This window comes from Phenylobacterium sp., from assembly GCF_004799395.1.
GTDB lineage: Bacteria > Pseudomonadota > Alphaproteobacteria > Caulobacterales > Caulobacteraceae > Phenylobacterium.
The window spans coordinates 1-8,266 of sequence record NZ_SSMZ01000306.1; the positions used below are offsets into that span (position 1 = coordinate 1).

Sequence of the window (8,266 nt, forward strand, 5' to 3'; positions counted from 1 at the left end):
GGTCGAAGGTCGGGCCGCCGGAGTTGCCGCGGTTGATCGGCGCGTCGATCTGCATGTAGTCGACGTAGCTGGACTCCGAGAGGTTCTTACGGCCCAGCGCCGAGACGATGCCGGCCGTGGCCGAACCACCCAGATTGAAGGGGTTGCCCACGGCCACCACCCAGTCGCCGACCCGCGGCTTGGCGCGATCCTCGAAGCTGACGAACGGCAGGTCGTGCGCTTCGATCTTGACCACAGCGATGTCGGTCGCGGGATCGCGACCGATCAGACGTGCGGTGAAGGTGCGGTCGTCGGTGGTGTGGACTGTGATCTTGTCGGCGTTTTCGACCACGTGGTTATTGGTCACCAGATAGCCGTCCGAGGTGATGAAGAAGCCAGACCCGGCGCCATGCATCGGTTGCGACTGTTGCTGACCCTGGCGCTGCTCGAAGAAGCGCCGAAGTTCCGGTGGCAGCCCCTGCGGGACGCCACCTTCGCCTTCGTCACCGCCCTCGGCGTCGACCCGGTGCGGACCGGCCTTGCCTTCGACTTCGATGGAGACCACCGCCGGCGCGACGCGCTGGACGATGTCGGCGAAGGAGGCCGGCGCGGCCACCGTGGCGTTGGGGATCGGGCGCGCGTTGACTGCGCCGTCCGGACCGACGCCGGCGTGCACCGCGTAGCCCGCCGTAGCGGCGGCGCAGAGGGCCGCCGCCGCGACTCCGTATGTCGTGAAAATCTTGCGAGTAGACATGCCTTTGATCGAACCTTTCGTGCCCACACCCACCATCAGACCATGATCTTGGCGGAACGATGGTTCGGATCAATGTCCGACTGAGGTCAGGTCCAAGGCGCGATTCCGTCAGGTTTGCGGCAAAGGTTGAGGTCCGCGAGGCCTCGCACACGACATAATTTACCTCTCTGCCCTACCTCGGCTGGCGAAATCGGCGCGGGCGTGCTGAAAGCACCGCCGCACCCCGGGTTCGAGGAGTCTTGAATGCACGTGGCGATGATCGGGACAGGCTACGTCGGCCTCGTCAGCGGCGCCTGTTTCGCCGACTTCGGGCACACGGTGACCTGCATCGACAAGGATGCGGGCAAGATCGAGCGCCTGCAGGCCGGCGGCATCCCGATCTACGAACCGGGCCTGGACCTGCTGGTGGCCGGAAACGTCAAGGCCGGGCGGCTGTTCTTCTCCACAGACGCGACCGAGGCCGTGCGCAAGGCCGACGCGGTGTTCATCGGCGTCGGAACCCCCTCGCGCCGCGGCGACGGCTATGCGGATCTCTCCTACGTCTATGCCGCCGCCGAAGAAATCGCCGGCCTGGTCGAGGGCTTCACCGTGGTGGTCACCAAGTCCACCGTGCCGGTGGGCACCGGCGACGAGATCGAGGCGATCTTCAAGCGCGTGAACCCCAAGGCCGACGTGGCCGTGGTATCGAACCCGGAATTCCTGCGCGAGGGCGCGGCGATCGAGGACTTCAAGCGCCCCGACCGGGTCGTGGTCGGCACTCTGGACGAACGGGCCCAGGCGGTGATGCGCGAGCTCTACCGGCCGCTCTATCTCAACGAGACGCCGATCCTGTTCACCAACCGGCGCACCAGCGAGCTGATCAAATACGCCGCCAACGCCTTCCTGGCGCTGAAGATCACCTACATCAACGAGATGGCCGACCTCTGCGAGGCCGTCGGCGCCGACGTGCAGCAGGTGGCCCGCGGCATCGGCCTGGACGGGCGCATCGGCGGCAAGTTCCTGAACGCCGGACCCGGCTACGGAGGCTCCTGCTTCCCGAAGGACACCATCGCGCTCGTCCGCACCGCCCGCGACGCCGGCGCGCCGGTGGAGCTGATCGAGACCACGGTGAAGGTCAACGACGAGCGCAAGCGCGCCATGGCGCGCAAAGTCATCAAGGCGCTGGACGGCGACCTGAAGGGCAAGACGGTCGGGGTGCTCGGCCTGACCTTCAAGCCCAACACCGACGACATGCGCGACGCGCCGTCGCTGGCCATCATCCCGGCCCTGCAGGACAGGGGCGCCAAGATCCAGGCCTTCGATCCGGAGGGGCACGAGGCGCGCCAGATGCTGACCGGCGTGGACTTCAAGGATGATCCATACGGTGTGGCCGAGGGCGCCGATGTGCTGGTGATCATCACCGAGTGGGATCAGTTCCGGGCGCTCGACCTGGACCGCATCAAGCTCCTGATGAAGGCGCCGGTGATGGTCGATCTGCGCAATATCTATAAGCCCGCCGACATGCGCGCGCGGGGCTTCGCCTACAGCAGCGTGGGACGTCCCGGCGCCTGAAAAGGCCCGGGCGGCATGCTGCGGCTCGCGGCGATCCTTAGAGGTTGACCGCCGTCAGTCGGAGCAGGGCTTCGCCGATCCAAACGGCGCCGGCCCAGAAGGCCATTCCGAGAAGCGCGACGAAGGCGAGACAGGCGAGGGAGCTTAACCCCTTAGCCCGGCGCCTCGACGCACCCGCGTAGGTGACGTGGTAGGCCATGATTTCTCCCAAGCAGACTTCTTACAGCCGAGCCGGTCGAGCGGTTCGGACATTACGAGAATGTCACAATGATTGGCGCTTGGGTAGGGTTGCCGTGCGTTCAGGTTAACGGCGGTCGATCAGGCCGTGACCGCGGCCTTTTTCACCGCCCCGGCGATCTCCTTGACCACCTGGGAGACCAGCTTTTCGTCGTCGCCCTCGGCCATGATCCGAATCAGCGGCTCGGTTCCTGACGCGCGGACCAGGATGCGGCCGCAGCCATTCAGCCGCTGCTCGGCGTCGGCCATCACCGCGATGACCTCTGCGTTCTCCAGCGGCTTGCCGGAGGCGAAGCGGACGTTCTCAAGCTTCTGTGGCACGGGCTCGAACTGACGGGCCAGGGCGCTCATCGGCTTGTCGCTCTCCTTCAGCACCGCCAGCACCTGCAGCGCGGCCAGCAGGCCGTCGCCGGTGGTGGAGAAGTCGGAGAGGATGATGTGGCCGGACTGTTCGCCGCCCAGGTTGAAGCCGCCTTCGCGCATCCGCGCCATCACCGAGCGGTCGCCCACTGGCGTGCGTTCCAGCGTCAGCTTACGGGCCTTGAGGAACCGCTCCAGGCCGAGGTTCGACATCACGGTCGCCACCACGCCGCCGCCGCGCAGCTTGTCCCGCTGCGCCCAGTCCGCCGCCATCAGCGCCATGATCTGATCGCCGTCGACGACCTGGCCCTTCTCGTCGCAGATCACCAGCCGGTCGGCGTCGCCATCGAGCGCGATGCCGATATCGGCGCGGTACTCCTTGACCAGCTTCTGCATGGCGGCCGGTGAGGTCGAGCCGACCTCGTCGTTGATGTTGAAGCCATCAGGGGTCACGCCGATCCGGATGACCTCCGCGCCCAGCTCGTAGAGCGCCTCCGGCGCCACCTTGTAGGCCGCGCCATTGGCGCAATCGATGACGATGCGCATGCCCGACAGGCTGAGGCGCCGCGGGAAGGTCGCCTTGGCGATCTCCACATAGCGCGCCTGGCAGTCGTCGATGCGCTGCACGCGGCCGAGCGCGCTCGGCGAGGCGAGGTTCTCCTGCAGGCCCTGGTCCATCAGGGCCTCGATCTCCAGCTCCTGGGCGTCGGAGAGCTTGTAGCCGTCCGGGCCGAACAGCTTGATGCCGTTGTCGGAGAAGGCGTTGTGCGAGGCCGAGATCATCACGCCCAGGTCGGCGCGCAGCGATCGCGTCATCATCGCCACTCCCGGCGTCGGCAGCGGCCCGAACAGGCGCACATCCATGCCCACCGAAGTGAAGCCCGCCACCAGCGCCGGCTCGATCATGTAGCCCGACAGGCGCGTGTCCTTGCCGATCACCACCAGATGCCGTCGGTCGTCCTTGGACATGAACAGCTTGCCCGCCGCCATCCCGACGCGCAGAGCCACCTCCGCGGTCATCGGAAAGCGGTTGGCCTGCCCGCGGATGCCATCGGTGCCGAAGTAGGCGCGTTTGCTCATTGGGTGCTCACGAAACGATCCGAAACCCAGATTTAGTCGACGTATGTGCGGCGGATGATAAAGCCGCTCCGCTGCGGCTCAACCTGCGACGCACTACCACATAAGGACGCGATACCCCATGTGCGGCATCATCGGCATCGTCGGGCGAAGCTCCGTACAGGAACGTCTGATCGACAGCCTGAAACGCCTCGAATACCGCGGCTACGATTCGGCCGGGGTCGCCGGGGTGGTGGATGGACATGTCCAGCGCCGCCGCGCGGCAGGCAAGATCAAGGCGCTTGAAGACGTCCTGGCCGCCGATCCGCTGAACGCCACCGTCGGCATCGGCCATACGCGCTGGGCGACGCACGGCGGCCCTTCGACCAAGAATGCCCACCCGCACACCCAGGGCCGGGTGACCCTGGTGCACAACGGAATCATCGAGAACTACGCCGAACTGCGCGAGATGCTGAAGGCCGACGGCCGCACCTTCGAGAGCGAAACCGACACCGAGGTGATTGCAGGCCTGATCGATTCGGAGCTGGCCTCCGGCAAGGATCCGGTGGCCGCGCTCAAGGCCGCGCTGGACCAGCTCAGCGGGGCCTACGCCATCGGCGTGCTGATCGACGGCGAGGACGAACTGGTGATGGGCGCCCGGAAGGGCAGTCCCCTGGTGGTCGGCTACGGCGAAGGCGAGATGTTCATCGGCTCCGACGCCTTGGCGGTTGGCCCCTTCACCAACCGGATCGCCTACCTGGAGGAAGGCGACTACGTGGCCATCGACCACGACAAGGCCCGCATCTTCGACGCCAACGGCAAGCCGGTCAAACGCGAGATGCGCACCGTCGCGGCCTCCGCCGCCCTTGTGGAGAAGGGCAATTATCGTCACTTCATGGAAAAGGAGATTCACGACCAGCCCGAAGGGTGCCAGCGCACCATCGCGGCCTATGTGGACACCCTCGCCGAGCGCGCGGCCATACCGGGCGGCGTCGATTTCGCCGCGCTGGAGCGCATCCAGATCGTCGCCTGCGGCACCTCCTATATCGCCGGCCTGCTGGGCAAATATCTGATCGAGCAGCTGGCCGACCTGCCGGTGGACGTCGAGATCGCCTCGGAGTTCCGCTACCGCGATCCCGCCCTGAAGCCCGGCACGCTCGCCATCGGCATGTCACAGTCCGGCGAGACCGCCGACACCCTGGCGGCGCTGCGCCTCTGCGAGGCCAAGGGCATGACGACCGCCGCAGTGGTCAACGCCCAGGAGTCCACCATGGCCCGCGAGGTCGACGTGGTCTGGCCGATCCATTGCGGGCCGGAGATCGGTGTCGCCTCGACCAAGGCCTTCACCGCCCAGATCAGCGTTCTGACCGCGCTCGCCGTGGCCGCCGCCCGGGCGCGCGGCCAGATCGATGCGGCAGAGGAGCAGCGGCTGGTGCGGGTGCTCCTCGGCGCGCCCAGGCTGATCGCCGAGTCCATAAACCTGGAAGACGCCGTGAAGGCGGTCGCCGTCGAGATCGCCAAGGCGCGCGACGTGCTGTTCCTGGGCCGCGGGCCGATGTATCCGCTGGCTTTGGAAGGCGCGCTGAAGCTGAAGGAAATCAGCTACATCCACGCCGAAGGCTACGCCGCCGGCGAGCTGAAGCATGGGCCGATCGCCCTAGTCGACGAAAAGACGCCTATCGTCATCCTCGCGCCCTTCGACAGCTATTTCGAGAAATCGGCCTCGAACATGAGCGAGGTCATGGCCCGCGGCGGGCAGGTGGTGTTCATCACCGACCCCGAGGGCCAGCAGCACGCCCCGGCAGGCGCCCGCGTGGTGGTCACCGCGCCCCAGAGCGATCCCCTGATCGCGCCCCTGGTGATGGCCGCGCCGATCCAGCTCCTGGCCTATTACGTCGCCGTCCAGAAGGGCGCCGACGTCGACCAACCCCGAAACCTGGCGAAGTCCGTTACAGTCGAATAGGCCTCAAACGACAACGGCCGCCCCGGTGAAGGGGCGGCCGCGCCTAGTCCAGACCCAGAGGGTCGAAGACTTACTTCTTGGTCGTGGTCGTGGTCGACATCGAGCCCGTGGCGGGCGCGGCAGGCGCGGCCGGAGCAGCGCTGGCGTCGGCGGCCGGGGGGGTCGTGGTCGTGGTCGTGGTCGACGGAGCGGTCGCCGAAGCGTCAGCGGCCGGCGGGGTCGCCGCGGCCGGAGCCGCAGTCGAATCCGTGGCGGTCGTGGTCGTGGACGAGGCGGCGTCGTCGGCCTTCTTCTGGCAAGCCGAGAGGCTGAGGGCCAGACCGGCGGCGACGGCGACGGAGGTGATGATACGCATGTTCATGGAAAGGCTCCCCTGGAGGACTATGGAGGACGATCCCCCGACAATGAGGAGACTCTTACACGGCTTCGTGAGTTCCCGAAATCGTGATCATGCGCCCTGCGCGATTTTTCGTCGCACGCGCGATGGATTTCAAGCCCGGCCTCCTCTAGCACCGGAAGGGCTGGCGGCAGGTCGGCTGGCGATGAGGGATTCTGGATGAGCAAGCGTGTTCGCAAGGCTGTGCTGCCGGTGGCTGGAATGGGCACCCGCGTCCTGCCGGGCGCCAAGACCACGCCGAAGAACCTGCTGAACGTCGTCGACCGGCCGATCCTGTCCTACGTCGTGGAGGAAGCCCGCGCCGCCGGAATCGAGCATTTCGTGTTCATCGTCGGCCGCGGCCAGGGCGCGATCGAGGACTATTTCGACGCCATGCCGGAAGTCGAGAACGCCCTGGAGGCCAAGGGCAAACTCGAGATTCTCGCTGACGTTCGCCGAGACCTTGGACCGCCGGGCGAGATGAGTTTCATCCGTCAGATGGCGCCGCTTGGCCTCGGCCACGCGGTGTGGTGCGCCCGCGAGGTGATCGGCGACGAGCCCTTCGCGGTGATGCTGCCCGACATGTTGATGGCCGCCGACCGCGCCGCCCTGGCCCAGGCCGTGGACGCCTACGACAAGGTGGGCGGGAATATCGTAGTCGTCGAACCGGCCCCCGAGGGCGAGACCCACAAATACGGCATCGTCGCACTGGACGGTCAGGACGGCCGCCTCAACCGCATGACCGGCATGGTGGAAAAGCCGCCGCTGGGGACCGAACCCTCGAACCTGTTCATCTCGGGCCGCTACATCCTGCAGCCGGAAATCTTCAATATCCTCGAGACCCAACCCCGCGGCGCGGGCGGCGAGATCCAGCTCACCGACGGGATGTTCAACCTCATGAAAACCCAGGATTTCCACGCCCTGGAGTACGAGGGGACGACCTACGACTGCGGCGACAAGATCGGCCTGCTGCGCGCCAACGTCGCCTTCGCACTGCGCCGCCCCGACCTGGCCGCCGAGGCGCGAGCGGCCATCAAGGCCCTGCTTTAGAGCCCGCGGTCACCGGACCGTCGCATGGGCGGCCTAGCCCAGGGGAACCGGAATTCATCAGAGATTCGGATGGCGAACGCCGCTCTCGCGCGTTAGCGCTGGCGCGGGAGATATCGAACGGAGCGGGGCATGCGCGTTCTGATCCTCGGCGGCGACGGGTTCTGCGGCTGGCCCACCTCGCTGCATCTCTCCGCCCGCGGCCACCAGGTGGCCATCGTCGACAACGGCGCGCGCCGCCGGATCGACGAGGAGTTGGGCGTAGGTTCGCTGACGCCGATCGAGCCGCTGGAGGCCCGGCTCGCCGCCTGGCGGGCGGTCTCCGGCCGGACTATCGCCGCGCACGGCCTGACCGTCGGGCGTGATTTCGAGGCGCTCGTGGGCCTGCTCCGGCGTTTCCGCCCCGACGCCGTGGTCCATTTCGCCGAGCAGCGCGCTGCGCCCTATTCGATGAAATCGGCGGCCCACAAGCGCTACACCGTCACGGGCAATGTCGGTGCGACCCACGACATCCTGGCCGCCATCGTGGAGAGCGGCCTGGACATCCACCTGGCGCATCTCGGCACCATGGGCGTCTACGGCTACGGCACAGCTGGCGTGGCGATCCCCGAGGGGTATCTGACGGTCAAGGTCCGGACCGGCGACGGCTGGGCCGAGCGCGAGATCCTCTATCCGGCCAGCCCGGGTTCGATCTACCACCTGACCAAGACCCAGGACGCGCTCGCCTTCCAGTTCTACGCCAGGAACGACGGCGTACGGATCACCGACCTGCACCAGGGCATCGTCTGGGGCGCGCAGACGCAAGAGACCCGGCGCGATCCGCGGCTGATCAACCGGTTCGACTACGACGGTGACTATGGGACGGTGCTGAACCGTTTCCTGATGCAGGCGGCGGTGGCGTATCCGCTGACCGTCCACGGCTCCGGCGGCCAGACGCGCGCCT

At 67.1% G+C, this 8,266-nt stretch carries 7 protein-coding genes; 4 read left to right on the plus strand and 3 right to left on the minus strand.

Translation table 11 applies throughout. The annotated features are described in order from the left end of the window. The coding region (locus E8A12_RS19705; protein ID WP_293372000.1) for a trypsin-like peptidase domain-containing protein at window positions 1-733 on the minus strand (733 nt) is incomplete at its 3' end. Window positions 734-976: 243 nt separating this feature from the next. On the opposite strand from E8A12_RS19705, the gene E8A12_RS19710 reads away from it, so the two are divergent. After that, window positions 977-2,284 carry a UDP-glucose/GDP-mannose dehydrogenase family protein gene (locus E8A12_RS19710; protein WP_293372002.1) on the plus strand — a complete coding sequence of 436 codons (1,308 nt, stop codon included), beginning with the start codon at window positions 977-979 and terminating at the stop codon, window positions 2,282-2,284. Window positions 2,285-2,602: 318 nt separating this feature from the next. On the opposite strand, the gene glmM is transcribed toward E8A12_RS19710, so the two are convergent. Then, a complete protein-coding gene (glmM, locus tag E8A12_RS19715; RefSeq protein ID WP_293372004.1) occupies window positions 2,603-3,961 on the minus strand; it encodes a phosphoglucosamine mutase in 1,359 nt (452 codons plus the stop codon). A gap of 118 nt (window positions 3,962-4,079) precedes the next feature. Here glmM and glmS point away from each other — a divergent pair, with 118 nt between their 5' ends. Continuing rightward, window positions 4,080-5,900 carry a glutamine--fructose-6-phosphate transaminase (isomerizing) gene (glmS, locus tag E8A12_RS19720; protein ID WP_293372006.1) on the plus strand — a complete coding sequence of 607 codons (1,821 nt, stop codon included), beginning with the start codon at window positions 4,080-4,082 and terminating at the stop codon, window positions 5,898-5,900. Between the two features lie 70 nt (window positions 5,901-5,970). Here glmS and E8A12_RS19725 read toward each other — a convergent pair whose 3' ends face one another. Further along, a complete protein-coding gene (locus E8A12_RS19725; RefSeq protein ID WP_293372008.1) occupies window positions 5,971-6,261 on the minus strand; it encodes a hypothetical protein in 291 nt (96 codons plus the stop codon). 195 nt (window positions 6,262-6,456) lie between these two features. Here E8A12_RS19725 and E8A12_RS19730 point away from each other — a divergent pair, with 195 nt between their 5' ends. Together E8A12_RS19730 and E8A12_RS19735 are read left to right on the plus strand one after the other, a co-directional pair. Then, entirely contained in the window at window positions 6,457-7,326 is an 870-nt protein-coding gene (locus E8A12_RS19730) for a UTP--glucose-1-phosphate uridylyltransferase (RefSeq protein ID WP_293372010.1), read from the plus strand. A gap of 129 nt (window positions 7,327-7,455) precedes the next feature. Beyond that, a partial coding sequence (locus E8A12_RS19735) for an NAD-dependent epimerase/dehydratase family protein (protein WP_293372012.1) occupies window positions 7,456-8,266 on the plus strand: 811 nt, incomplete at its 3' end.

What these genes read in the sequence shown, in the direction of transcription:
- E8A12_RS19710 (WP_293372002.1), top strand. Translation starts at nt 977, where the DNA reads ATGCACGTGGCGATGATCGGGACAGGCTACGTCGGCCTCGTCAGCGGC.
- glmM (WP_293372004.1), bottom strand. Translation starts at nt 3,961, where the DNA reads ATGAGCAAACGCGCCTACTTCGGCACCGATGGCATCCGCGGGCAGGCC.
- glmS (WP_293372006.1), top strand. Translation starts at nt 4,080, where the DNA reads ATGTGCGGCATCATCGGCATCGTCGGGCGAAGCTCCGTACAGGAACGT.
- E8A12_RS19725 (WP_293372008.1), bottom strand. Translation starts at nt 6,261, where the DNA reads ATGAACATGCGTATCATCACCTCCGTCGCCGTCGCCGCCGGTCTGGCC.
- E8A12_RS19730 (WP_293372010.1), top strand. Translation starts at nt 6,457, where the DNA reads ATGAGCAAGCGTGTTCGCAAGGCTGTGCTGCCGGTGGCTGGAATGGGC.